The organism is Streptococcus sp. 27098_8_76 (genome assembly GCF_041432315.1).
Lineage (GTDB): Bacteria > Bacillota > Bacilli > Lactobacillales > Streptococcaceae > Streptococcus.
Map to the genome: position 1 here is coordinate 87,279 of NZ_JAPVZI010000006.1, position 23,305 is coordinate 110,583.

The following is a 23,305-nucleotide window of genomic DNA, read 5'->3' on the forward strand; positions in this document are numbered from 1 at the left end:
TCTATTGTAGCCCTGCTTAAACTAGTAAGAAAGAACTCCTACATCCACTAGTGACATAGGAGTTTATCTTATCTTTTACTGAGTTACAGTTACTTCTCCAGTTCGGTAATCCAGTTGAAGCCCTTTTTGAACATTGGGAACTAGAACATTGAATTCCAATTCTCCGTCTGAAGACTTGGCTTCAATCTGTGAAGCTGAAGGAACTAAATCCTCGTTTGAAGCATAATAAAGAGTTACACGGTAACGGACACGCTTGTTTTTATCCAAGGCCTTACGTACCATGCTTTCATAGTAGTTTTGACCAGTCGAATCCTCGGCTTGAGCCTGATTTGCCCAGGCTGTTTGAACAGCAATGTTTTTAGGATTGCTTGTCGAGGCATCAAAACCATCCAAACCACCGATTAAGGCATAGCCTAACAAGTGACCTCTATCGACCGCATGGGTATAAGTACCCTTTAGATTCTTAACCTGATGCCAGCCTGGAGGAGTCCAAGAAGTCGAACCATTCCCAGTTTCTTCACGATTCTTGTACTGACGAGTAGCCTTAGACAAGAGGGCATTAGCTACAGTTGGCACTGTTTCCTTGCCCACTGTCTTTGTTTTATTATCAGCGTAGGGCTTACTTGAAACCTTGGCATCTAGATTCGTTTTATTGCCATTGACGATAAAAGCACCTGAGCCATTCCACTCCAGACTCCCTTTTATTTGGCTTTTGACTGCGTCTGTTAAGACACTTTCTGCCAATGCTTGACTAGGAGCTTCAGACGCTTGTTTTTTCTGACTAAGCTTGGTTTTGGGACTATTAGCTGTCGACTGCATCTGCTTGATATAATAGCTCCCTGCAGACAAAAGCAATAACACTAGCAGTCCGATCAGTGTCTGTCTTGTTTTTTTGTTCATATTTCTCCTTATCTTTAAAAAAGGCTGGTTTTCCAGCCTAATTTCCTGTAAATTTATGAATCAATTCCTGCCATTTTGCTGGAGACAGGATAGCCCATGGATCTTGACCCTTGCCCAAGATTCCATAGCCGACCATTAAACCGATTCCTAGGGCTAGAACGCCTAAAATCAGTACCAGAATGACTAAAAGTAAACGCTTGATTACATAGCTTGATTTCTTATTCATCTTCATCACTTGCCTCAATCCGCTGAATCTTAGCACCTAGTTGCGCTAACTTCTCATGAAAACGGTAGTAACCTCTATCCAAGTGAACCAATTTACCAACTACAGTTTCTCCTTGTGCTACCAAACCTGTCAAAATCAAGGCTGCACTGGCACGAAGGTCAGTTGAAAGAACTTCTGCTCCCTGCAAAGCCTGTCCACCAACAATACGAGCTGTATCACGGATAATCTCAGAATGCAAGCCCATGCGGCGCATTTCTTCTAGATGTTGGAAACGATTTTCGAAAACTGTCTCTATCATAGTTGATTCCCCTTTTGCGACGGTCATCAAGGCTGTAAATTGAGCCTGCATATCTGTTGGAAAACCTGGGTGGGGCAAGGTTTTCACATGAACAGCTTTTAAATTTTCTAGTTGAGAGTGAACTCGAATTCCTTCAGTCTCCTCTGTCACTTCCACTCCCATTTCAAGCAATTTGGCAATCAAGGGACGATTGTGCTCCCAAACAGCGTCTTTAATCAAGACATCACCACCAGTCATGGCAGCAGCCACCATAAAGGTTCCGGCTTCGATACGGTCTTGGACTACATTGTGAGTCGTACCATGAAGTTTCTCAACACCGGTAATGGTAATGGTCTCTGTACCAGCACCCTTAACCTTAGCTCCCATTTCATTGAGGAGAATAGCTAGGTCCACAATCTCAGGCTCACGCGCAGCATTTTCAATCACTGTCACCCCATCAGCTAGAGTCGCTGCCATCATCAAGTTCTGCGTAGCACCAACACTTGGGAAGTCCATGTAGATATGAGCGCCATGTAAGCGATCAGCCTTGGCTTCGATATAACCAGCTGTCTGACTAATCTTAGCCCCCATGGCTTCCAGACCTTTCAAATGAAGATCAATAGGACGGCTACCAATCGTACAACCACCTGGCATGGATACCTTGGCATGACCTACACGGGCAAGAATTGGTCCCAAGACAACGATAGATGCACGCATCTTGCTGACATACTTGTAAGGAGCTTCCTCAGTGATATCGCCAGTCGCGTCTACCTCGACAAGATGAGCCTCCTCATCAAAATCCACCTTGGCATTCAAACCACGAACCACCTGATTCATAGTGAAAACATCTGACAAGATAGGAACATTCTGCAAGACAGTCTTTCCTTCACTTGCTAGAATAGTCGCTGCCAACAAGGGCAAGACTGCATTCTTTGCTCCTTCGATCGTAACACTTCCTACCAGACGATTATCGCCACCTTGAACCACAATTTTTTCCATACTTATTTCCTTTACATTTGATTTTATAATAATCCTCTAAGCGCTTCCTGCCACAACTGATATAGGCTGATAAAGAAAGAACTCATGATATAGCCCATGACAATACTGAAAAAGGCTACTAGTAAACGAACTTTTCCTGTATTCTCAGCTGTCACTTTTAAAACCTTTTCCCATCTAACAAGATTCTTTAAAAGGTAAAAACTCACATAAATAAAGAGCATGTGACTGCTTAGAGTGAATAATAATTGAACCATTTGACTATTATACCATCTTCTCTGTTTGTGCGCTAGTTTGGAAACTTCCCTTAAAAACTAGGGATTGTTTTTCAAGTAATCAATTGCATCTTGTAGGGTTTTAACCGGCACTATTTTCATATCTGTCTTGATTGTTTTAGCTGCTTCTAGGGCTGTTTGGTAGTTGTTTTTAGCATCCGGATGCGCTTTTTGTTCTTCTTCGCTAACAGGGTTATCTGGGGCAAAGAAAATCGCGGCACCTTCTCTAGCCGAAGCTACAACTTTCTTATCAATACCTCCAATGTCCCCCACATTCCCATCGCGGTCAATGGTTCCTGTACCGGCAACGATACGACCATTACGAAGGCCAGGGTCAGCTATTTGAGTATAGATGGCCAGACTAAACATGAGACCTGCACTTGGACCACCGATACCAGCTGTTGAAAAGCGAATTGGGACATCACTGGTCACTTCCGTACGGTCAATCAAACCGATTCCAATTCCATTTTTGCCATTTTCCAAGGTGATAATCTTACCTTCTGCAGACTTGGTTTGCCCATCCTCTTCATAGGTGACCTTGACGGAGTCCCCTAGTTTTTGAGAATTGACATAATCAATCAAATCTTTGGAACTGTCGAAGGTCTGATCATTGACTGCTGTGACCGTATCAGAGATGTTGAGAATCCCTTTAAAGGTCGAATTATCTGTCACAGTCAAAACATAAACCCCAAGATATTTTAGTTCAATATCCTTACCAGCTGTTTTTAGTCCTTGATACTTGGCCATGTTTTGTGATGTTTGCATGTAGAATTGATTGATCCGCATAAATTCAATATCGGAAGAGCCACCTGTAGTCTCTTGGGCACTACGAATATCTGTAAAAGGCGTCAACCAAGCATAAATCATATGGGCTAAAGTAGCATGCTGGACACCAACCGTAACGAATTGATAGGCCCCAGCTTCCTTATCTTCTGTGTCATTGACTTTAAGAACTTGGCGAATATCTTCCGAACCACCTGGAACTTCTATATAGTAGGGCAAGGGCACTACAAATGCCAAGAAAGTCACAATCAAGGCCGCAATGACATATAAGGGCCATCTAATCTTTTTTTTCATTTCTTATTTCCTCCAAAATACTATCAGGAACATAGCCGGCAATATCCTGACCAAACTTCAAAAGCTCTCTAACACCGGATGAACTGAGATAGAGATGTTCAGGTCGACTATGTAAATAAATGGTCTCTATATTAGGAGACAGCTGATGATTGTAGTAATCAAAACTGGCTTCATATTGCAAATCAGACGCATTCCTCAAACCACGCACTAGACAAGTAGCCCCCAGTCTTTTCGCGACATCGACCACCAATTCATCATGAGAAGACACGACTTTAACATTTCCCAAATGTTTCAAAGCCTTTTCTAACCCCCGTTTACGATTTTCGATAGGAAGAAATCCTTGTTTGTGGGGATTAAAAAAAATACCGACATAGAGCTTATCAAAGAGTCTGCTCGCCCGTTCAATGATATCCAGATGCCCATTTGTCATCGGATCAAATGAGCCTGTGAATAAGCCAATCTTATCTGACATAAACTGTCACCTTACTAATTCCATAAATTTTTTCCTTCCAGATACCCAGGCAGGCAATTTCTTCCGGAAGTTCAACGGCCTTATCCGTCTCACACACGACCATAATATCTTCAGAAAATAGCTCTCTCTCAGCCATTTTTTCAATATCTGCTACGATTTGTTCCTTGGCATAAGGAGGGTCTAAGAAAATGAGGTCGAATTCCCCAGATACCTGTTCCAATGCCCGTTCTGCATCCATCTTGAGGAGTTGAAATTTTCCAACTTCCTTGGTCATCCGAATATTTTCAGCCACGATGGTCTGAGCCTTACGGTCTCTCTCCACCAAAACAGCGCTAGACATGCCACGCGATACTGCTTCGATAGATAAACCACCACTACCTGCATAAAGGTCCAAGACGCATCCCCCTTCAAAGTAGGGACCAATCATGTTAAAAATGGCTCCCCTAACCTTATCCGAAGTAGGTCTTGTCGTCTTGCCTTCTAATGTCTTGAGGGGACGTCCCCCATAGATTCCTGATACGATTTTCATACCGTTTATTATACCAAATTATGGGCGAAAAGAGAAAGAAAACCGAACCTTGCGGTTCGATTCTCTACAAAATATTTTCGTAAGTATCGCGGACTTCTTGAGGCCAAACACTTGTTTGCACTTCTCCGATGTGTTTCTTGCGAAGTAGGAACATGGCCATCCGAGATTGTCCAATTCCTCCACCGATTGTCAATGGGAATAGGCCATTCAACAAAGCCTTGTGCCATTCCAATTCCAAGCGGTCTTCGTCACCTGTAATTTCCACCTGACGGCGAAGCGTTTCTTCATCTACACGGATTCCCATAGAAGACAACTCAAAGGCTCCACCCAGAGACTCATTCCAAACAAGAATATCACCATTTAGACCCTTGTAGCCATTCTCAGACTCGCTTGTCCAGTCATCATAGTCTGGTGCACGTCCATCGTGCGGTTTACCATCTGGCAACTCGCCACCGATACCAATCAAGAAAACAGCACCAAATTCTTTACAGATAGCATTTTCACGTTCTTTCGGTGTCAAGTCTGGATAGCGTTCTACCAACTCTTCTGTATGGATAAAAGTGATTTGTTTTGGCAAGATTGATTCGATGTCATAGCGAGCTTCAACAGCTAGTTCTGTCAAACGAATGGCCTTATAAATCTTCTCAACTGTTTCTTTTAGATAAGCGATGTTACGCTTACCATTTGGGATAACCTTCTCCCAGTCCCACTGGTCAACATAAACAGAGTGTGTTGCATCCAGCGAGTCTTCGTCTGGACGAAGGGCTTTCATGTGGACGAAAAGACCTTCACCCTCACCGAAACCAAAGCGAGCTAGAGTATGGCGTTTCCATTTAGCAAGTGAATGCACCACTTCATAAGTAGCATCAGGGATTTGGAGAACCTTGACCGATACGGCATTCTCAACACCTGATAAGTTGTCCTGCATCCCGTCACCGACCCTACTCAAGATAGGACCTTGAACTTCGACAACTTCTAGCTTGTCTTTCAAATACTGAGTAAAAGTGTTTTTGACAAAGGAAATTTCTTCTTGTTGGTGGATAAAACTTTTCTTCATAAACTACTCCTCAAAAAATTAATTAAAAGCATTATACACCTATTTCCAAGAAAAGAAAAGAGAAATTTTAAAAAAAAATCAGTGTCATTCAAAACACTGATTTCATAGACCTTTAGTCATTACGACCGAAGATACGTAGAATACTTAGGAAAAGATTGATAAAATCAAGATAAATACTGAGAGCCATTGACACAACCCAACCTGTCGCTACACGACCTTGTGATTGTTCATAGGCAAGGCGAATCCTTTGGTTGTCCCAAGCAATCAGCCCTGAGAAGACCAAGACCATGGCTACGCTGATCATATAATCAAAGAAGCCACTAGCCAAGAAAATATTGACTATCATAGCAATCAGCAAACCGATAAGCGCTGCCATCATCGCTCGACCAATCCCACTCAAATCCTTCTTGGTGAACATACCGACTGCCGCCATGACAAAAAAGAGAAGGGCGCTTGATACAAAGGCAGATAAAACGGTACCTGGAGTATAGAAAGCCACCACAAAACTGAGGGTAAAGCCGTTTAAAACGGAGTAAAGTAAAAATACTGGAAGAGCCGCTGGACTATTCTTTGAAGCCATACTGCTGGCAACAAAGACCAGAGCTAGCTCCGCAAAGGTTGCAATGGTCAACCAGAGACGCCCCTGAATCAAAAAGTAAACCAGCTGAGACTGAAAGACCGTCAACATAAGGCCTGATACCAAAGCGGATAGTCCGATTCCTAGACCAACAAAGGCATAGACTTTAGCGTAAAATTGATTGAGACCTGCGCGGTCGTGAATAATAGTGTGATTCATCTTTTCTCCTTTTCTATGAATGTCTTTCCTTGATTATAACAAAGAAAGTTAAAATTAGCTTAAATGGAAAATCAAGATACCTGCTGCAACGGCAACATTCAAACTCTCTGCCTTACCCTTCATGCTAATATGGACCAATTGATCTGCACTTTCAGCCATGAGGGGACTAATTCCTTGCCCCTCATTTCCCATGACTAGTACAAAATTTTCTATAGGAGGCAGTTCCCTGTAATCAACAGAATCTTTAGATAGGGTTGTTGCCAGCACTGAGATACCTGCGTCTTTAGCTCCCTCGAGAAGCCTTTGACTAGACATCCGGTAAATAGGCAGATGAAAATGACTGCCTTGCATGGAACGTAGAGTCTTGAGACTGTAAATATCTGCCGATTTATCTGAAACAATTACTCCAGTAAAACCTGCTGCATCCGCAGTCCGAATGATAGTTCCCACATTACCAGGATCTTGCACATCTTCCAAAAACAAGAACTTGCCCTGACTAAAGTCAGCTTGCCCTACTTCTTCTTTTTGAACCACCGCAACAATTCCCTGTGGAGTCTGAGAATCCGCCAAATCTAGCAAAATATCCTCTGACACCCAGACAGTTTGCGGAAAAGCAGCTAACTGATCTCGGTAATTTTCTAGGGCAAAGATTTTCTCAATCATCACTCCAGCTTGGACAGCTTCTTCAAACAAGTGCCAGCCTTCAATTAAATAGGCAGACTTGCGGTATTTTTTTTGATGTAATTTCTTGGCATTTTTTACCACAGAATTGGCTTTTGAGGTTATAATAGTCATAGAAATATTATAACACAATCAAAGGGGTTTGGTATGCAAAAGGTTAGAATGATTGCCCAAGGCAGGGTGCAGGGAGTCGGCTTTCGTTGGGGTGTTTACAGCTTGGCACTTGAAATTGGTGGCATCACAGGTCGGGTATGGAATAACGACGATGGCACAGTCGAAATCTTAGCCCAAGCAGACTCATCTGCTATCATGGCGAAATTTATCCAAGAAATTCGAAAAGGACCAACTCCTTTTTCAAAAGTCAGCTACTTAGATGTCAAACTAAGTAACTTTCCTCCTTACCCTGACTTTAAAATCGCAAATTAGGTCTCTAGAACTATTGTATATTTTGCAAAAAAACAGTAGAATAGAAAGGTATAATTTTTAAAGAAGGAATAAAAACAGTGAAATCTATTAAACGTTTTGCACTCTCGGCTATGGGAGTGGCTATGTTGCTTGTCTTGACTGGCTGTGTTAGCGTCGATAAAGCCACAGGAAAGCCAATAGGATTTATTTGGAATACTATCGGAGCGCCTATGGCTGAAGCTATCAAGTACTTCGCTACTGATCAAGGTCTAGGCTTTGGTGTCGCTATCATCATCGTAACCATTATCGTGCGCTTGATTATCTTGCCACTTGGTATCTACCAATCATGGAAGGCAACGCTTCACTCTGAAAAGATGAACGCCCTCAAGCACGTCCTTGAGCCACATCAAACTCGTCTCAAGGAAGCTACTACTCAAGAAGAAAAACTCGAAGCCCAACAAGCTCTCTTTGCCGCTCAAAAAGAACACGGCATCAGCATGTTTGGTGGTGTAGGATGTTTCCCTATCCTCCTTCAAATGCCTTTCTTCTCTGCAATTTACTTTGCTGCCCAATATACTGAAGGTGTTGCTCAAGCAAGTTACCTAGGAATTCCTCTAGGCTCTCCAAGTATGATTTTAGCTGCCTGCGCTGGTGTCCTTTACTATCTTCAATCACTCCTTTCACTTCACGGAGTAGAAGATGAAACGCAAAGAGATCAAATCAAGAAAATGGCTTACGTGAGCCCAGTCATGATTGCCGGCTTCTCCCTCATCTCACCAGCCAGTGTCACACTTTACTGGGTTGTCGGTGGTTTCATGATGATTCTCCAACAGTTTATCGTCAACTATATCGTTCGTCCAAAACTTCGCAAAAAAGTCCGTGAAGAACTAGCCAAGAACCCACCAAAAGCACGTTCTTTCTCAACACCAAATGGACGAAAAGACGTTACTCCTGAACAACCAACTGCTATCACAAGCAAGAAAAAACACAAAAATCGCAACGCTGGAAAACAACGTTCGAGATAAGAAGAAAAAGGCTTAGCTAGTTTGCTAAGTCTTTTTTGCAATATCAAAAATAGTCAGAATGACACTTCATTAAAAATCAAAACGTACCCACCGAAGCTTTACAAAGTTAGCCAAAGACTTGCTTTGCCATATGAAATCTATGTAGTCAGTAAGAATCTTAGAAAGATATGACACTGACAGCGTTTAAAAAACTGTCCCATAAATGAACAGTCTACGCATGACTATGATTTAATACAATTCACAGTTATTAAAACTTCTGCTCCCGCGTCTCTATTTCTAAGTTCAACCCTGCCTTTATGTAGTTTTGCAACTCTACATACAAAACTAAGTCCAATACCATAATGTTGCTCTTTAACCGATCTAGCTTTATCCATACGATAAAAGAGCTTCCCAAAATTAGTTAAAATTTCATCTGGAAATTCCGAACCATTATTCCATATACCTATTTTCAATTCTTTCGCCTCTTGCTCTACCCTAATTTTAATTTTAGGATTCTGTTTATCTGCATACTCCAAAGCATTTGTTAAAATATTTTGTATGGCACGAATCAGAAGAGATGGATTTATATAATAGTTTTCAGTTCCTTTCACATTTTGTTCAAAAGAAAACTTCATCTGATTTTTTATCAAAAAAGAGACTTCTTTCTCTAATTCATTGATAAAATCTGAAGAGGAATACTCCGTCCAACCTGTCTCATCATCATAATAGGTTTTAGAATAGTGGATCAATTGATTGAAATAATCTAGTAACTGTTGACTAGCTCTTTCTATATCTGCTAAGCATTCTTGAGATTGGTCGTTTTCAGTTATCGTCTGCAAAAATTCCACATTTCCCCTAATAATGGTTAAGGGAGTTTTTAAATCATGAGAAGCTGCTGAAACCTGAAACATCAAATCTTCTTTCTGCTGTTTCTCATCAACTATTAATTGTCGAATTCTATCTTGCATCACAATAATCCGATTTCCTGTCTCACGAAATTCTTTGACCGTTAAACTTTCTGTACATTCCCTCTTCACCCACATACTATTTTCATAAATCAAAGTCATTTCATAACTCAGTTTTTTCAACAATTTTCCAATGTGATAACTTATTAGAATAATCAATAAAACACAAATATATATCCATGATGACACATTAAAAAAGATTGATAGAACACCACTATTGTTTAAAGTTTTCCCGTCTTCATTTATTTGTATAGATACTGAAGCTAAAGGAATAAGATAGGCCATTAGTAAGCCAAGACTAAATTGCCAAATAATTCTCCAACAGGTTTCTCGAATTAATTGTCTAAAACTTTTGATTCTACCCATTGATATCCTCCACCGTACAAGGTTTTAATTGGATTTAATTGATAAGGTTTCAGCTTTTGACGAATTTGATAAATGTACTCTGAAACCGAACGTAAAAGAGCTTCTGAACTTTGTGGATATAGATAATTATAAATTTCCTCAATAGAATATATTTTACTTGGGTTGCTTGCCAAAAGATTCACTATGTCAAATTCCCTCCTTGTCAGAGCAATCTTATCATCGTTTACAAATAGTTCCTTACTATCCGTATATAGTATAAGCTTCCCAATCTTTATTTGATGAACATTTCCTTTAGTCCGTTCTTCACGACGCAAGTGCATTTTAACACGTGCTAACAGTTCTTGCATACTAAAGGGCTTCATAATATAATCATCAGCACCTGCATTGATTCCAGCTACTAAATCTTCATCCATATCCTTGGCAGTTATAAAACAGATAGGAACAGTTATCTGCTCGCGAATCATCTGACAGATTTCTAAACCACTAACAGGCATCATAATATCTAATAAAATCAAGTCAAATCCTGTAAAATCACAAAGATCAATCTCTTCTATCTTATTTCGTATGACTACTTCATATTTTTCATATTCTAGTACTTTTTTTATTAGGCGAAGAATAGCAAGATCATCATCTACCACCAAAATTTTATAAGCCATAACTCACCCTCCTGAATATATTATAGCACTAACTGAGAAAAAGACAGGATAGCCCCTGTCTTTAGCGTACATTTTTTCCTATAAGTATCAATGTAGCAAATACAAAAACAATTAATAACCAAACTATTTGTATCCCTAAACCTTGCCACACTGGATAATAAAGCGACAAGGGATGGGTATAAAAACAATTCATACTAGCTAGTAATGGTAAATTTCTAAAAAAAGAACTGAATTGTAGTAACATTTGTCCCAACCCCAATAAAAGGGATAAACTGCTTCCCAAAATTAAGATAAAAGACTGGGAAATAAATACAAAAATACCACTTAAAAGAGAGAAGGTTAGAATAGAAATACAAGCTGGAAATAGAATTGTTAGAACATGTTTAATATTACTCAAAAGATTGATATTGTAGTATCCTTGGGCGAGTAGTATACATAATGATATTACAGCTACCAATAGGATAATTTCAATACATAATATAATAGCTAGTTTAGATATTATAAATTTCAAACGGTTTGGACATGTAAGAAAACTGGTACGAAAGCTAGAACCTGTAAATTCTTGACCTATAAATAGGACTGCTAGACTAATGAAACCTGCCTGTCCTAAATAGAGACTTTGCAGTAGCTGTTCCAAAACAAACTGTAGAGTCAACTGGTCTGGCTTACTATTTAAAAAAACAACCATCGCCGGAACACACAGTAATAGAGCACCTATAATCAACCAGTGCCAAGGATTCATCATAAACTTGAGATACTCACTTTTAAGTTGCTCTTTCAACTTATTCACCTCCTCCAATATCTGACTTAAGTAAGCGATAAATTGCTAAAGCCAAGAATGAGAAGTTCCAACAAAGTAAAAATAAAATATGTTGTAAACTATTATGCTCTAAAATTCGAGGAGATGTAGCAATCAATCCTTGCCCCAGTGCAACTGGAAGAAATTTTGCAGCTGAGATATAGTTTGCTAAGAATGTTCCTAAATTGTAGACTTGAGGAAGCAAAAATAATAGAGGAACAATGGCTGTTTTAAATGTCAAAGCCATAATATAGGCCAGCAGTCCCAACAAGGTCCAAGCTATACTGGCTAAAAATATATAGAACCAAACTGTCCCATTTAGTGAAAAAAGTAATAAGCCATCTTGTCCTAAAACATAATGTGTCATGTTAATCGTAAGGAATATCGATAGAAAGGAAATGAAAAATGAAAACACAAGCCAAACTAATGTTTTTGAAACTAAGAAAGAACTTCGATTTGTAATAGAGAGGAGGCTTGTACGAATAGCAGAGTATCTATACTCCTCGGCTCCGTAAATTGAGCCTAGGATAATCATAATAAAAACACCAAATAAAGTGACATCAAAACCTAAAAATTCAATAGGAGGTATAGCTTCTGCTAATTCTGGATTTGTCTCTGGTGTAGCATGGATACCAACTGAAACAATTTGAGAAGCACCAATATTTGCTAAAAACGTTTGAAATATCAGTATCAAGAATAGTACAACATGAGTAGCTCTCTTATAAAGTAATTTCAATATTTCAGAATGAAGAGAGTAAATAAGTGCCATGTCACTTTCCTCCTTCTGTTAAACTAAAGAAGACTTCTTCTAGTGAAGAAAGATTTTTCATCACTTCTGGTAAAGTCCCTTTTATAAGAACTTTTCCTTTATTTATGATAACTACATCATCTGTTACTGCTTCCACTTCCGATAATATATGAGATGATAGCAAGACTGTCTTCCCTTCTTGAGCTTGTTTTTTTATAAATTCTCTAAACCACCGAATTCCTCTTGGATCCAACCCATTAGTCGGTTCATCCAATATCAGATATTGAGGATTTCCTAATAGAGCTGTTGCAATTCCCAAGCGTTGTCCTTCTCCTAATGATAATTTCCCAATTTTAGATTTTTTCTTATGACTAATATCCACCATATCCAAGACTTGCTCAATTCGCTGACTGGATATCCCATTACTAGCAGCAACAATTTTCAAATGTTGATAAACAGTCCGATCATCAGGAGCTCCTACACTGTCAAATGAAGCTCCTACAATCTTTAGAGGAAATTTTAATTCCTTATAAGTTTGATCTCCAATTTTGGTAAAACCAGATGTTGCTTTGTCTAATCCTAATAAAATACGTAAGGTTGAACTTTTTCCAGCTCCATTTGGACCCAGGAAAGCAGTCACTCTACCTGCTTTTGCTTCAAAAGAAATATCTTTTAAAATTTGAGTTTGCCCATATGACTTACATAAATTTTTAATGTCAATACTTTGTTCCATAGATGTTCTCCTATTCTATTTAATATTTCTAAAAGTGACTATATCTTACACATTCTTTTTCGGATTTTTTTCAGAATTTAGAGAGTAAAAAAGATTTATAGTCAATGAAAATCAAAGAGCAAACTAGGAAACTAGCCACAAGCTGCTCAAAACAGTGTTTTGAGGTTGTGGATAGAACTGACGAAGTCAGTAACCATACCTACGGTAAGGCGATGCTGACGTGGTTTGAAGAGATTTTCGAAGAGTATAAAATTTTGTTTCATTTAATTATCTAGATTTGTGTAAACTTAAAAGCCCGATGTTTCCATCAGGCTTCTTTTTTATCCATGTACACGTTTCATATAGTCTTGGTAACTTTCGGTATCCATGAGTTGTTTAGCGTTCTTGACGCGATCTGCTGTTGGTGGTTTGACCCCTTCGAGGGAATATGGGATTCCCAATTCACGCCATTTGAACTCACCCATAGTGTGATAAGGCAGAATTTCAAACTTATCAACATTTTTGAGGGTCTTAACGAACTTACCAAGTTCAATCAAGTCATCGTCTCTATCTGTCAAACCTGGAACTAGCACGTGGCGAATCCAGACAGGTTTTCCAATATCTGATAGATACTGGGCACAAGCCAAGATATTTTTATTGGTTTGGCTAGTAACAATCTTGTGCTGTTCTTCGTTGATTTCCTTGATATCCAAGAGGACCAAGTCAGTGACAGCCATGAGTTTGTCAAACTTCTCAAGGTAACGTGGTTTATTACGGAAAGGAAGGGCACAGGTATCCAAGGTACAGTGGATTCCTTGTTCCTTAGCCTTGGTAAAGAGGGCAATCAAGAAATCAATCTGCAAGAGGGCTTCTCCTCCACTGACTGTAATACCGCCCTTATTTCCCCAGAAACCGCGGTAGCGCAAGGCCTCTGTCAAAACATCATCTACCGTCCGTTCACGTGACTTATTGGACTCCATAGCCCAAGTGTCCGGGTTGTGGCAATACTGGCAACGCATGTGACAGCCCTGCAAAAAGACAATAAAGCGAATACCAGGCCCATCTACTGACCCAAAGCTTTCTGTCGAATGCACCATTCCTGTCACTTGTCCATAATCAATTGTTTCTTCAGACATATCGTTACCTTCCTTGAAAACGTTTTATAGTTTTATTATATCACGACTTGAAGGAAAAACAAGATTTTTGCCTATTTTTTAGAAAGCAATCTGTTTTTCAATTTCATTTTCAATTACTTATCATTTTATTCTTCAAAATCAAAGCCATACAAGGTTGCAAAATAGTCCTCAGGGCGCTCTGCACGGCGGATTTGACGGGCTTTACCTTCTTCAGTATAAAGGATTTCCGCAGAACGAAGTTTGGCGTTGTACTGGTAGCCCATTGAAAAACCGTGAGCACCTGTATCATGAATTACCAGCAAATCACCGATTTCTGTATGAGGCAGTTCGCGATTCACTGCAAATTTATCATTGTTTTCACAGAGTGAACCAACCACATCTACCACTTCAGCTGGTCCATCTGGATGGGTCACGTTAGTAATGTGATGATAAGCTCCGTACATAGCTGGGCGCATAAGGTTGACTGCTGATGCATCCACACCCAGATAGGTACGGTAGGTTTCCTTCTTATGAGTCACTCTTGTGACCAAAGCACCGTGAGGGGCTAACATAAAACGACCCAATTCGGTATAAATCTTAACCTGACCAAGACCTGCTGGCGTAAGAACCTCTTCATACACCTTACGAACTCCCTCACCAATCAAGGCAATATCATTTGGCTCCTGGTCAGGACGATAATTGACACCAATACCGCCAGAAAGATTGATAAAGTCTAGCGAAATCCCCAACTTTTCTTTGATTTCAACAGCCAATTCAAAGAGCTGACGCGCCAACTCTGGATAATAGAGATGGGTCACGGTATTGGACGCTAGGAAGGAGTGAATCCCAAAAGTCTTGGCTCCTTTTTCCTTCAAGATAGCAAAAGCTTCAAAGAGCTGGTCCTTGGTCATGCCAAACTTGGCTTCTCCAGGATTGTCCATGATGTCTGTCCCCAGTTCAAAAACGCCTCCAGGATTATAACGACATGAGATGATTTCTGGAATGCCTGCTGCTCGCTCCAGATGTTCAATATCTTCAAAGGCATCCAAGTTAATGGTCGCACCCAATTCACGCGCATAGGCGTATTCCTTGTCTGGCGTGTTGTTTGAAGAGAACATAATCTCAGAACCAGGGAAATTCAGTTTATGACTCATCAAAAGCTCCACATAACTAGAGCAGTCCACTCCACAACCTTCCTCTTGAAGAATTTTCAAAATAGCTGGTGTGGGAGTAGCCTTAACTGCAAAATATTCCTTAAAGCCCTTGTTCCACGAAAAGGCTTGGTTGACAGCTCTTGCCTTCTCACGAATCCCCTTCTCATCGTACAAGTGGAAGGGAGTTGGGAACTCGGCAACAATCGCTTCTAAGTCTTCTTTATTAATAAATGGTGTTTTCATAATCTTCCTTCTATTCTATTTGCAAAGAAAGGCTGGGACAATCGTTCCAACCTTTAGTTCTATCTCTTATTTATCTTCGTCAAAGATATTGCCAACCTCAACATCGATGGCTTGGTTCTTGACATCAATATTGGTTACCTTCAAGAGTGACTTGTAGTCAAACTGCTTTTCACGTTCTTCTTGGGCATTATCCGCAAAGACCGCTACACCTGCCAATTCTGAGTCGAACTCGCGCAAGAGGCTGATCATCCCATTGACAGTTCCGCCGCCTTTCAAGAAATCATCCACAATCAAGACACGGCTACCTGCCTTGAGACTACGTTTTGAAAGGAACATTTTCTCAATGCGGTCACCACTTGAACCTGATACATAGTTGACGCTGACAGTTGAACCTTCGGTAATTTTCAGGTCACGGCGCACAATAACAAAAGGAACATTGAGGACATTAGCAACTGCATTTGCAAGTGGAACACCCTTAGTCGCTACGGTCATAACGGCATCAATTTTTTGGTCCATAAAGCTCTTGGCAATAATGCGACCAATATTTTTCAAGATAGCTGGTGTGCTAAGCAAATCAGACAGGTAGATATAGCCACCTGGCAAGATACGGTCACTTTCTGACAACTTGGCACGCAAGTCCTCAACCATTTCCTTGGCATCATGGCTTGAGATTGATGGTGTGAAAATGACACCACCACCAGCACCAGTTACTGTCTGGATATGACCGATTTCGATTTCCTCAAAGGCACGTTTGATAATGACGATATCTTCTGAGATGGATGATTTAGCAGATTCATACTTTTCAGCAAAAGTATTGAGACTAGTTAGTTTATAAGGATTATTAATCAAATAGTTGGAAATGACAACCATCCGATCACTTCTTCTTAATTTCATTTCTATTTCCCATTCTATTTTTCTTCAAAAAATCAAAAAGCAAACTAGAAAGCTGGTCGCTGGCGATTCAAAACACTGTTTTGAGGTTGTCGATAGAACTGACAAAGTCTGTAATATACCTACATATATACATACGATAAGGCGATGCTACCCTAGTTTGAAGAGATTTTCGAAGAGTATTCATTTTTGTCTTTTACTTATTATACCATATTCACATAAAAAAACGAACATTCTTATCCTAAAAATGCTCATTTTTCTTAAATTATTAATCTAAATCTGGTTTATAGAAGGAACGATTGTCCATAGCGAAGATTTTATTGGTCATCTCTCCCTTATCCACCAGAGCCAGAGCTGTTGACATCATCATCATGCTAGCATCCAGATTGTCAATCATATGGATAATCTCTGCCTCCATAATGCGTGGACGGACTGGACTTCCATACTCAAGTAAGCCGTGGTGACTGAGGATGACGTGGCGAAGCAGAACGACTTCTTCCTTGGTATCATCGATGCCGAGTTCCATCACTGTCTTGGTAATTTCACTATCAATCAGAGCGATATGGCCAAGAAGATTGCCTCGCACTGTATACTCAGTTTGGTCTGGTCCCGTCAACTCAATGACCTTAGCCAAGTCATGTAGCATAATTCCTGCATAGAGCAGACTCTTATTGAGCTGAGGATAGATCTCGCTAACGGCATCTGCCAAACGCACCATGGTCGCCGTATGATAGGCCAATCCCGTTTCAAAGGCATGGTGATTGGTCTTGGCTGCTGGATAAGAGTAAAATTCCTTGTCGTACTTGGTGTAGAGATTTCGGACAATCCGTTGCCAAACAGGATTTTCGATTTTGAAAATCATTTGCGACATATAGTCACGGATTTCCTTGACATCAACTGGCGACTTGACCTTGAAATCAGCTGGGTCATTGGGCTCGCCAGGTTGAGGCAGGCGGAGAGTAATTTGATTGACTTGAGGGGTGTTGTTATAAACTTCTCGGCGCCCTTTCATGTGGACAACCTTACCTGCGGTAAAGGCCTCAATGTTATGAGGTTGGGCATCCCAGAGCTTCCCATCAATCTCGCCACTATCATCTTGGAAGGTAAAGGCTAGGTAGTTTTTCCCAGCTCGAGTTTGCCTCAGGTCAGCTGATTTGATTAGGTAAAATCCTTCAAACAGCTCATCTTTTTTCATGTGACTAATCTTCATATTCTTCCTCATTTTCTTGGAAATGGAGTAGATCAAGCGCAGGCTCACCTTCTGATAACTCAATGTGACGGAGCGTCCGCTCGATAGCTGTGGTGCGACGGTTTAATAGTTCATCAATATTGCCAGAAGCATGTTGGAGATGTTTTTGTGCCTTGACCAGAATGCCACCAAACTTGCCAAACTCGGTCTTGACACTGGCAAGAGTCTTGCTGATATGGTCGGCACTATTTTGAATATTGAGAGTTTTGAAGCCAACTGATAGGGAGTTAAGAAGGGCTGATAGGGTACTTGGACCTGCGACAATAATCTGCTCCTCCCGTCTCAAATCATCAAAGAAGACCGGATTGCGGACAATTTCTGAGTAGAGACCTTCTGTCGGAACAAACAAAACTCCAAAATTGGTTGTCCGAGGTGGTGCTATGTACTTGTTCCTGATATCCTTGGCAAAGCGCTTGACGCTTGCTAAGAGTGACTTACGACAGCGTTCGATTTCATCCTTGTCACCTGCTTCGTAGGCTTCTTCCAATCGGTAATAATCAGCCAGTGGAAACTTAGAGTCAATTGGCAGATAGACGTATTCCTGGTCGCCTTGCCCAGGAAGCTTGATGGCATACTCCACTCGCTCGCTAGAGTTTTCAACCGTTGCGTATTCTCGTTCATACTGGGCAGGTGTCATAATGTCTTCGATGATTTGCCCCAGTTGCAATTCTCCCAGAATCCCTCGCGTCTTGGTTCCAGATAGAACCTTGTTGAGAGCTCCGACATCGCGGGCAACAGTCTGCATTTCTCCAAGACCACGATTGACAGACTCCAATTGCTTGGAAACTGTCTCAAAGGAAGCCTGCAAGCGCGTCTGTAAGGTCTTTTCCAACTTTTCCTCGACTGTCTGGCGCATTTGTTCCAAACGTTGCTCATTTGATTCCTGCAAGGCTTGAAGGCGTTGGTCTGTCTTGTCTCTGGTTTGCAAGAGATTATCTGTCATTTCTTGACGGACCTGAGTCAGACCTTGGTGCAATTCCATTCGCACTTCTTGCAAGCGGTCGCTGACAGCCACTTCCAAATCTTTTTGATCTAACTGACTAGCTTGTCTAGCTTGTTCAAAACGGTAATCCAACTGGTCTGACAAGTGATCTGCCTGATCCTCCAAGCTCTTGCTGAGATGTTTGGCTTGCTTATCCTGCCTTTGCCAAATCAGAAAGAGGCCAGCTAGGTTGGCAATTAATAATAGAACAAGTAAACTTTCCATCCTACCTCCTGTCCTTGCTATGCAGCACGACCACATAGCCATCTGGGCAAGTCACCGAAACTTCCCTATCTATATATTCGTTAGAAGCGTACACTTTTTTAAAGAAAAAATTTTCCTCTGTCAACTCATACTTGGCTCCGAGAATGGTCAGCTGGCTATCCCGAACTGGCATAAAGGCTAGGTAGTCGTAGTCTGAACGGGGTTCTAGCTGACTGGTCCCTTCTGGACAATAGGCAATCAAATTTTGCCCATCTTCAATCGCTATCTGGCGCATATAGGGAGCCAACTTAGGATTGCTAGGAAGAAAAACATTGGCCAGCATGTGATCAATACGGCCACCCAAAGCACCAAAAATAGTAACCTCAGCCTGAGGATTTTGCTCAAAGATGGTTAAGAGAGCCAATTCCAAATCTGTATCATCTTTTTCTGGTCGGGCTTGGACAAAATGCTGGCCTCGTTTTTGAATCACCTGTCGCTCTTCTTCCGTCACAGAATCAAAATCTCCGACTGCTAGAGCAAGAGGCAAATCTTCTTCCAAGACCCAGAGCGAGCCTCGATCCACACCAACAAAACCATCAAAGTCCGTCCGATAATGACCACGGTCTCCGCCTGCAAAAACGGCAACCTTAGTCCAGTTGTTTTCTGAGAGTTTGTACTCGCTCATTGACATCTCCCTTAAAGACATAGGAACCTGCTACAAAAACGGTCGCACCAGCTTCTTTGGCTAGAGCAATAGTTTTATCATCAATCCCACCATCGACTTCAATCTCAAAGTTCAAACCTTTTTCCTTACGAAGTGCAACCAACTCACGAACCTTATCCATGGTTTCAGGCAGAAAGGCTTGCCCACCGAAGCCTGGGTTAACTGTCATGACTAAAACTTGGTCAACTAGGTGAAGAACGTGCTTAATCGCCCCAACAGGCGTACCAGGATTGATGACAACTGATGGCTTGACACCGAGTGAACGAATTTTTTGGAGGGCGCCATGAATATGAGGCGTTGCTTCTACATGGATACTGATGATATCTGCTCCCGCACGCGCAAAGTCTTCTAAATGATGCTCAGGATTTGACACCATCAAGTGGCAGTCAAAGACCATCTTGCTGTGAGGACGAAGACTCTCGACCACACCCGCACCAAAACTGATTTGTGGCACAAAATGACCGTCCATAATATCAATATGGGCATATTCTGCCCCTGTCGCTTCTAGACGTTTGATTTCACGTTCAAAGTTGGCATAATCTGCTGCCAGAATTGACGGAGCAATCTTGTATTGAGACATAGGTTTCTCCTTATTTTGGAATTTTTTTGCTGACTTTTTTATAGGTTTCTCTACGATTTTCAATTTCACTAAGGAATTGCAGGTAATTGTCAAAACGGAAAGTTGCAATAACACCCTCTTCAACAGCTGGTTTGACGGCACAAGACGGCTCATGGGTATGGGTACAAGTACGGAACTTACAATCTCGGCTAACAGTAGCAATCTCTGGAAAGGCCTGATTGAGGTCTTCCGCCGTTGATACTTCATAATCCAATGATGAAAAGCCTGGTGTATCTGCGATTTTACCCCCATTGAGATTATAAAAACTAACTACTCGAGTAGTGTGGCGCCCGCGACCCAGACTGTCTGAAATTTCTCCTGTTTCAAGATTGAGGTCTGGTGCGATTTTATTGAGAAGAGTTGATTTTCCAACACCTGTCTGCCCCATAAAGACCGTAACCTTGCCTGTTAACAAGGGCAAAAGTTCTTCTTTACTGGTCACAAAGTCGTAGCCGATGTCACCATAAGTCTGTTGGTAAAAATCCAGTTCCCCTCTATCTTCCAACAAATCCATTTTGGAAATATAGACGATGGGATGGATGCCCTTGTGCTCCAAAAGAAGCAAGAAGCGATCCAGTAAATTACTGTTAAAATCAGGTTCCTTGACAGACATGATCACCACAGCTTGGTCAATATTGACAATAGGCGGACGGACCAGACTGTTTTTCCGTTCGTGAATTTTGAGAATATAGCCTTCTGAATTTTCCTCCGCAGAGAAATCTACCCAGTCCCCAACGTAAGGGGTATGGCCTTTTTTACGGAAATTCCCACGCGCGCGTGTTTGATAGACCTGGCCATCACTCTCTACATAATAGAACCCAGCCAAGGCTTTAATGATTTGTCCCTGCATCTTAGAGTCCTTGCCCTTTAAGTGCGTCTGCTAGACTGGCAAACTCTTCCAAGCTGAGAGCTTCCCCACGTACACTTGGTGACAAGCCTGCTTGGTCCAAAGCCTTGGTCAGCTTGTCCTTGACCTCTTCAGTCTTGCCAAAGTAACCTGTCAAGTTATTCCATAAGGTCTTGCGGCGATGGGTGAAACTAGCCTTAGAAACCTTAAAGAAGAAGTTCTCGTCTTCCACTGCTACAACTGGCTCTGGACGACGCACCATTTTCAAGATGGCTGAGTCCACGTTTGGCGCTGGCACAAAGACCGTACGAGGTACGATGAAGGCAACCTTGGCAGTCATGTAATACTGAACCGCAATCGACAAGCTACCATAAGCCTTGGTATTCGGTTGAGCGGAAATGCGGTCAGCTACCTCTTTTTGCATCATGACGACAAACTCACTAAAAGGAATGCCACTTTCAATCAAGTGCATGAGAATAGGCGTCGTGATGTAGTAGGGTAAGTTAGCCACTACCTTGATTGGCAAATCAGGATTTTTAAAATTCTGGATATATTGCGCCAAATCAACTTTAAGAATGTCCTCATTGACCACGGTCACATTATCAAAATCACGCAGGGTATCTGCCAAAATTGGTACCAAACGGTGGTCAATCTCAAAAGCAATGACTTGAGCTGCACGCTCAGCCAGAAACTCCGTCAAAGCACCAATCCCTGGCCCGATTTCAATGACATTGACCTGGTCGTCAATCTCAGCCGTATCTACGATTTTTTGAAGGATATTGGTATCGGTCAAAAAATTTTGCCCAAAGGACTTTTTAAAGGTAAAACCGTGACGCTCCAGCACTGCCTTGGTCACGCTATAATCTGCAATTCTCATCTATTCTCTTTTCTATTATCTGTTACTACTATTGTAACACATTCCCCTTACATTTTGTGTCTGCTTAGCTATCCTCATAAGATTTCATAGCTTCTTCCACTTCTGCCAAGGTGACCCCAAACAACTCTAAGCGCTTGAGGAGTTGCTTGCCGTTAGAATAGCCAATTCGGAGAGCCTCTCCTAGATATTCTCGTCGCTTACGGCTATCTGCTCCCGCTAGAAAACCAAGGCTAATCAAGTCGCTACGACTGATGTCAAACTGACTCTCATGTTCAAATTGTTCTGTTACCTGAGCTAGAGCTATTTTCAAATCTTCATAGCCAGCATGTTCGATTCCCAGAGAACGCCCCTTGGTTTTGGACTTAGGAACAGCTTCATCTCGTTTGAGGAAGGCATGCTGAACTGTTGGAATGGCCGTCATAATCATGCGACGAATCCGCTCCCCATTAAAATCTGGGTCTGTAAAGACAATGACCCCATGACGTTGGTGCAGACGCTGAATCCGCTCTATATCCTGATCATTGATGGCAGAACCTCGGGTCTCATAGGTCTCTACATCGAAGTAACGTTTGAGATTGGCCGTATCATCGCGACCTTCAACCACGATGACTTGGGAAATTTTCTCTTTCATAATTAACTTTCCAATCCAAAAATGCGCTCTGCATTTGCAGTTGTTACCGCCGCTAGCTCTTCTGCCGTCATCCCACGCAAGCCAGCGATAAAGTCCACTACATAGCGAGTATAGGCTGTTTTATTTTCACGACCCCGTTTAGGAACAGGAGCCAAGTAAGGAGCATCCGTTTCCACCAACATCTTGTCCAAAGGTAACTCTTTAGCCGCTTCTTGGATGTCAGTTGCCTTCTTGAAAGTCACCACTCCTGAGAAGGAAATGGTCATGCCAAGCGCAACAAACTTCTCTGCCCATTCAAGAGTCCCTGAGAAAGAATGCATGATACCACCACGAGGACCAACTCCCTCACTCTTGATAATCTCATAGGTGTCTTCCAGCGCATCACGGGTATGGACAACAAAAGGCAAATCCAAGTCCTTAGATAGCTGAATCTGACGGCGAAAAACCTGCTCCTGCACCTCTTTGGGCGCTGTCATCCAATGATAATCCAAACCAATCTCACCCAAGGCAACTACCTTTGGATGCTTGAGCTTATCAAGCAAGTAGTCTTCAATTTCCTCTGTGTAAGTCCCTGCTTCTGTCGGATGCCAACCGATAGTCGCATAGAGCTGGTCATACTCATCTACCAACTCCAAGGCACGCTCAATCGTCGGTTTATCAAAACCAACAATATTCATCTGTGTCACACCCATCTCAGCAGCCAAGGCAATTTCTTCTGCCTCACGACCTGCAAATTCTTCTACATTCAAGTGTGTATGTGTATCAAAAATCATCTCTTCTAACCTCGTTTTCTATCTACTATTATAGCAAAAAAACTGACCTCTCTCC

The 23,305-nt window shown here is 41.5% G+C and carries 28 protein-coding genes; 2 read left to right on the forward strand and 26 right to left on the reverse strand.

What is annotated here, in order from left to right:
* Positions 1-75: 75 nt before the first annotated feature.
* The 10 genes from endA to O3636_RS05730 form a co-directional block, all read right to left on the reverse strand.
* Complete coding sequence (endA, locus tag O3636_RS05685) at positions 76-900, reverse strand: DNA-entry nuclease EndA (RefSeq protein ID WP_261024261.1); 825 nt, start codon at positions 898-900, stop codon at positions 76-78.
* A gap of 37 nt (positions 901-937) precedes the next feature.
* Complete coding sequence (locus O3636_RS05690) at positions 938-1,126, reverse strand: DNA-directed RNA polymerase subunit beta (protein ID WP_025170734.1); 189 nt, start codon at positions 1,124-1,126, stop codon at positions 938-940.
* On the reverse strand, positions 1,119-2,402 hold the full coding sequence (gene murA / locus O3636_RS05695; protein ID WP_371642135.1) for a UDP-N-acetylglucosamine 1-carboxyvinyltransferase: 1,284 nt from the start codon (positions 2,400-2,402) through the stop codon (positions 1,119-1,121). The genes O3636_RS05690 and murA overlap by 8 nt, the downstream gene beginning before the upstream one ends.
* Positions 2,403-2,425: 23 nt before the next feature.
* On the reverse strand, positions 2,426-2,656 hold the full coding sequence (locus O3636_RS05700) for a DUF1146 family protein (protein WP_000250399.1): 231 nt from the start codon (positions 2,654-2,656) through the stop codon (positions 2,426-2,428).
* A 57-nt stretch (positions 2,657-2,713) separates the two neighbouring features.
* Positions 2,714-3,751, reverse strand: a complete 1,038-nt coding sequence (locus O3636_RS05705) for a SepM family pheromone-processing serine protease (protein WP_077804676.1) — start codon at positions 3,749-3,751, stop codon at positions 2,714-2,716.
* On the reverse strand, positions 3,735-4,223 hold the full coding sequence (gene coaD / locus O3636_RS05710) for a pantetheine-phosphate adenylyltransferase (protein WP_031227778.1): 489 nt from the start codon (positions 4,221-4,223) through the stop codon (positions 3,735-3,737). Before coaD ends, O3636_RS05705 begins: the two co-directional genes overlap by 17 nt.
* A complete protein-coding gene (gene rsmD / locus O3636_RS05715) occupies positions 4,213-4,752 on the reverse strand; it encodes a 16S rRNA (guanine(966)-N(2))-methyltransferase RsmD (RefSeq protein WP_371642137.1) in 540 nt (179 codons plus the stop codon). Before rsmD ends, coaD begins: the two co-directional genes overlap by 11 nt.
* Before the next feature lie 64 nt (positions 4,753-4,816).
* The gene (gene asnA / locus O3636_RS05720; protein ID WP_000748005.1) at positions 4,817-5,809 is read right to left on the reverse strand and encodes an aspartate--ammonia ligase; all 993 of its coding nucleotides are present in this window, start codon (positions 5,807-5,809) and stop codon (positions 4,817-4,819) included.
* A 112-nt stretch (positions 5,810-5,921) separates the two neighbouring features.
* Positions 5,922-6,605, reverse strand: a complete 684-nt coding sequence (locus tag O3636_RS05725; RefSeq protein WP_371642139.1) for a Bax inhibitor-1/YccA family protein — start codon at positions 6,603-6,605, stop codon at positions 5,922-5,924.
* A 54-nt stretch (positions 6,606-6,659) separates the two neighbouring features.
* The gene (locus O3636_RS05730; RefSeq protein WP_173253734.1) at positions 6,660-7,400 is read right to left on the reverse strand and encodes an RNA methyltransferase; all 741 of its coding nucleotides are present in this window, start codon (positions 7,398-7,400) and stop codon (positions 6,660-6,662) included.
* Positions 7,401-7,433: 33 nt separating this feature from the next.
* On the opposite strand from O3636_RS05730, the gene O3636_RS05735 reads away from it, so the two are divergent.
* On the forward strand, positions 7,434-7,712 hold the full coding sequence (locus O3636_RS05735) for an acylphosphatase (RefSeq protein WP_001174612.1): 279 nt from the start codon (positions 7,434-7,436) through the stop codon (positions 7,710-7,712).
* Positions 7,713-7,789: 77 nt separating this feature from the next.
* Positions 7,790-8,716 (forward strand): membrane protein insertase YidC, encoded by a 927-nt coding sequence (yidC, locus tag O3636_RS05740; RefSeq protein WP_000835962.1) that lies wholly within the window; start codon positions 7,790-7,792, stop codon positions 8,714-8,716.
* 221 nt (positions 8,717-8,937) lie between these two features.
* Here yidC and O3636_RS05745 read toward each other — a convergent pair whose 3' ends face one another.
* The 16 genes from O3636_RS05745 to O3636_RS05820 all read right to left on the reverse strand — a co-directional run bounded on the left by O3636_RS05745 (position 8,938) and on the right by O3636_RS05820 (position 23,250).
* Positions 8,938-10,026: a sensor histidine kinase gene (locus O3636_RS05745; RefSeq protein WP_371642142.1), complete on the reverse strand. Its 1,089-nt coding sequence runs from the start codon at positions 10,024-10,026 to the stop codon at positions 8,938-8,940.
* Entirely contained in the window at positions 9,996-10,682 is a 687-nt protein-coding gene (locus tag O3636_RS05750) for a response regulator transcription factor (RefSeq protein WP_000323582.1), read from the reverse strand. Before O3636_RS05750 ends, O3636_RS05745 begins: the two co-directional genes overlap by 31 nt.
* A 61-nt stretch (positions 10,683-10,743) precedes the next feature.
* Entirely contained in the window at positions 10,744-11,463 is a 720-nt protein-coding gene (locus O3636_RS05755; protein WP_371642144.1) for an ABC transporter permease, read from the reverse strand.
* Between the two features lies 1 nt (position 11,464).
* A complete protein-coding gene (locus O3636_RS05760; RefSeq protein WP_371642146.1) occupies positions 11,465-12,250 on the reverse strand; it encodes an ABC transporter permease in 786 nt (261 codons plus the stop codon).
* A gap of 1 nt (position 12,251) precedes the next feature.
* The gene (locus O3636_RS05765) at positions 12,252-12,962 is read right to left on the reverse strand and encodes an ABC transporter ATP-binding protein (RefSeq protein WP_371642148.1); all 711 of its coding nucleotides are present in this window, start codon (positions 12,960-12,962) and stop codon (positions 12,252-12,254) included.
* A 320-nt stretch (positions 12,963-13,282) separates the two neighbouring features.
* On the reverse strand, positions 13,283-14,077 hold the full coding sequence (gene pflA / locus O3636_RS05770; protein ID WP_001288289.1) for a pyruvate formate-lyase-activating protein: 795 nt from the start codon (positions 14,075-14,077) through the stop codon (positions 13,283-13,285).
* 125 nt (positions 14,078-14,202) lie between these two features.
* Complete coding sequence (locus tag O3636_RS05775; RefSeq protein ID WP_371642151.1) at positions 14,203-15,453, reverse strand: diaminopimelate decarboxylase; 1,251 nt, start codon at positions 15,451-15,453, stop codon at positions 14,203-14,205.
* Positions 15,454-15,519: 66 nt separating this feature from the next.
* A complete protein-coding gene (purR, locus tag O3636_RS05780) occupies positions 15,520-16,347 on the reverse strand; it encodes a pur operon repressor (protein WP_004238844.1) in 828 nt (275 codons plus the stop codon).
* A 265-nt stretch (positions 16,348-16,612) separates the two neighbouring features.
* Positions 16,613-17,554 carry a 3'-5' exoribonuclease YhaM family protein gene (locus O3636_RS05785; protein WP_247932229.1) on the reverse strand — a complete coding sequence of 314 codons (942 nt, stop codon included), beginning with the start codon at positions 17,552-17,554 and terminating at the stop codon, positions 16,613-16,615.
* The gene (rmuC, locus tag O3636_RS05790; RefSeq protein ID WP_371642153.1) at positions 17,544-18,800 is read right to left on the reverse strand and encodes a DNA recombination protein RmuC; all 1,257 of its coding nucleotides are present in this window, start codon (positions 18,798-18,800) and stop codon (positions 17,544-17,546) included. Before rmuC ends, O3636_RS05785 begins: the two co-directional genes overlap by 11 nt.
* 1 nt (position 18,801) lies before the next feature.
* Positions 18,802-19,464, reverse strand: a complete 663-nt coding sequence (locus O3636_RS05795; protein WP_371642155.1) for a thiamine diphosphokinase — start codon at positions 19,462-19,464, stop codon at positions 18,802-18,804.
* Entirely contained in the window at positions 19,427-20,083 is a 657-nt protein-coding gene (gene rpe, locus O3636_RS05800) for a ribulose-phosphate 3-epimerase (RefSeq protein ID WP_173212211.1), read from the reverse strand. Before rpe ends, O3636_RS05795 begins: the two co-directional genes overlap by 38 nt.
* Positions 20,084-20,093: 10 nt before the next feature.
* Positions 20,094-20,972, reverse strand: a complete 879-nt coding sequence (gene rsgA / locus O3636_RS05805; RefSeq protein WP_371642157.1) for a ribosome small subunit-dependent GTPase A — start codon at positions 20,970-20,972, stop codon at positions 20,094-20,096.
* A 1-nt stretch (position 20,973) separates the two neighbouring features.
* Complete coding sequence (gene rsmA, locus O3636_RS05810; protein ID WP_371642159.1) at positions 20,974-21,846, reverse strand: 16S rRNA (adenine(1518)-N(6)/adenine(1519)-N(6))-dimethyltransferase RsmA; 873 nt, start codon at positions 21,844-21,846, stop codon at positions 20,974-20,976.
* 64 nt (positions 21,847-21,910) lie between these two features.
* The gene (gene rnmV, locus O3636_RS05815; protein WP_371642161.1) at positions 21,911-22,477 is read right to left on the reverse strand and encodes a ribonuclease M5; all 567 of its coding nucleotides are present in this window, start codon (positions 22,475-22,477) and stop codon (positions 21,911-21,913) included.
* A gap of 2 nt (positions 22,478-22,479) precedes the next feature.
* Positions 22,480-23,250 (reverse strand): TatD family hydrolase, encoded by a 771-nt coding sequence (locus tag O3636_RS05820; RefSeq protein ID WP_371642163.1) that lies wholly within the window; start codon positions 23,248-23,250, stop codon positions 22,480-22,482.
* Positions 23,251-23,305: the final 55 nt, after the last annotated feature.

Bases quoted from the DNA above. Each gene is read 5' to 3' on its own strand.
- rpe (WP_173212211.1), bottom strand. From the start codon at position 20,083: ATGTCTCAATACAAGATTGCTCCGTCAATTCTGGCAGCAGATTATGCC.
- O3636_RS05795 (WP_371642155.1), bottom strand. From the start codon at position 19,464: ATGAGCGAGTACAAACTCTCAGAAAACAACTGGACTAAGGTTGCCGTT.
- rsmD (WP_371642137.1), bottom strand. From the start codon at position 4,752: ATGAAAATCGTATCAGGAATCTATGGGGGACGTCCCCTCAAGACATTA.
- O3636_RS05775 (WP_371642151.1), bottom strand. From the start codon at position 15,453: ATGAAAACACCATTTATTAATAAAGAAGACTTAGAAGCGATTGTTGCC.
- O3636_RS05765 (WP_371642148.1), bottom strand. From the start codon at position 12,962: ATGGAACAAAGTATTGACATTAAAAATTTATGTAAGTCATATGGGCAA.
- coaD (WP_031227778.1), bottom strand. From the start codon at position 4,223: ATGTCAGATAAGATTGGCTTATTCACAGGCTCATTTGATCCGATGACA.
- O3636_RS05690 (WP_025170734.1), bottom strand. From the start codon at position 1,126: ATGAATAAGAAATCAAGCTATGTAATCAAGCGTTTACTTTTAGTCATT.
- O3636_RS05745 (WP_371642142.1), bottom strand. From the start codon at position 10,026: ATGGGTAGAATCAAAAGTTTTAGACAATTAATTCGAGAAACCTGTTGG.
- rsgA (WP_371642157.1), bottom strand. From the start codon at position 20,972: ATGCAGGGACAAATCATTAAAGCCTTGGCTGGGTTCTATTATGTAGAG.
- rsmA (WP_371642159.1), bottom strand. From the start codon at position 21,846: ATGAGAATTGCAGATTATAGCGTGACCAAGGCAGTGCTGGAGCGTCAC.
- murA (WP_371642135.1), bottom strand. From the start codon at position 2,402: ATGGAAAAAATTGTGGTTCAAGGTGGCGATAATCGTCTGGTAGGAAGT.
- pflA (WP_001288289.1), bottom strand. From the start codon at position 14,077: ATGTCTGAAGAAACAATTGATTATGGACAAGTGACAGGAATGGTGCAT.
- O3636_RS05785 (WP_247932229.1), bottom strand. From the start codon at position 17,554: ATGAAGATTAGTCACATGAAAAAAGATGAGCTGTTTGAAGGATTTTAC.
- asnA (WP_000748005.1), bottom strand. From the start codon at position 5,809: ATGAAGAAAAGTTTTATCCACCAACAAGAAGAAATTTCCTTTGTCAAA.
- O3636_RS05700 (WP_000250399.1), bottom strand. From the start codon at position 2,656: ATGGTTCAATTATTATTCACTCTAAGCAGTCACATGCTCTTTATTTAT.
- O3636_RS05750 (WP_000323582.1), bottom strand. From the start codon at position 10,682: ATGGCTTATAAAATTTTGGTGGTAGATGATGATCTTGCTATTCTTCGC.
- O3636_RS05735 (WP_001174612.1), top strand. From the start codon at position 7,434: ATGCAAAAGGTTAGAATGATTGCCCAAGGCAGGGTGCAGGGAGTCGGC.
- O3636_RS05820 (WP_371642163.1), bottom strand. From the start codon at position 23,250: ATGATTTTTGATACACATACACACTTGAATGTAGAAGAATTTGCAGGT.
- endA (WP_261024261.1), bottom strand. From the start codon at position 900: ATGAACAAAAAAACAAGACAGACACTGATCGGACTGCTAGTGTTATTG.
- O3636_RS05760 (WP_371642146.1), bottom strand. From the start codon at position 12,250: ATGGCACTTATTTACTCTCTTCATTCTGAAATATTGAAATTACTTTAT.
- purR (WP_004238844.1), bottom strand. From the start codon at position 16,347: ATGAAATTAAGAAGAAGTGATCGGATGGTTGTCATTTCCAACTATTTG.
- rnmV (WP_371642161.1), bottom strand. From the start codon at position 22,477: ATGAAAGAGAAAATTTCCCAAGTCATCGTGGTTGAAGGTCGCGATGAT.
- O3636_RS05730 (WP_173253734.1), bottom strand. From the start codon at position 7,400: ATGACTATTATAACCTCAAAAGCCAATTCTGTGGTAAAAAATGCCAAG.
- O3636_RS05705 (WP_077804676.1), bottom strand. From the start codon at position 3,751: ATGAAAAAAAAGATTAGATGGCCCTTATATGTCATTGCGGCCTTGATT.
- O3636_RS05725 (WP_371642139.1), bottom strand. From the start codon at position 6,605: ATGAATCACACTATTATTCACGACCGCGCAGGTCTCAATCAATTTTAC.
- rmuC (WP_371642153.1), bottom strand. From the start codon at position 18,800: ATGGAAAGTTTACTTGTTCTATTATTAATTGCCAACCTAGCTGGCCTC.